Here is a 372-nt window from a genome sequence, read left to right as displayed (position 1 = left end):
GGGAGGCGGCAGCACGGCCTGGCGCCGACGGAGCATCAACCACAAACCAGCCGCGAACAGCCAGTCCACCCGCACACCGACGCACACCGAACGGCGCCTTCCCGCTCGGACTTGCAAGATGGAAACCGATCGGTTTACCATGACAGGGAACCGATCGGTTTTCGCCGAGGAGGCGGGCAAGAGAACCCTCAATTTCGGCGACCACGGTCTTCACCAGAGCGCTGGAAGTGCGTTCTTCACAGTCCAGCTTCCTCAAATCGAAGAGGATATTGACAATGAGTGCAAATTCGCAGAAGAAGTTTTACGCCCTGAATATGTTTGACGTGGTCGACGTGGAGAAGTACCTTGCGTATTTCAGCCGCCTACCCGAAG

General features: G+C 57.3%; 1 protein-coding gene. It reads left to right on the top strand.

What is annotated here, in order from left to right; all coding sequences use genetic code 11:
- Window positions 1-322: hypothetical protein (locus TN53_RS48970; RefSeq protein ID WP_234441875.1), on the top strand; the 322-nt coding region annotated here is incomplete at its 5' end.
- Between the last annotated feature and the right edge of the window lie 50 nt (window positions 323-372).

Source organism: Streptomyces sp. WM6386, assembly GCF_000972385.1.
Lineage (GTDB): Bacteria > Actinomycetota > Actinomycetes > Streptomycetales > Streptomycetaceae > Streptomyces.
This window is presented reverse-complemented; position numbering and strand designations above follow the sequence as displayed.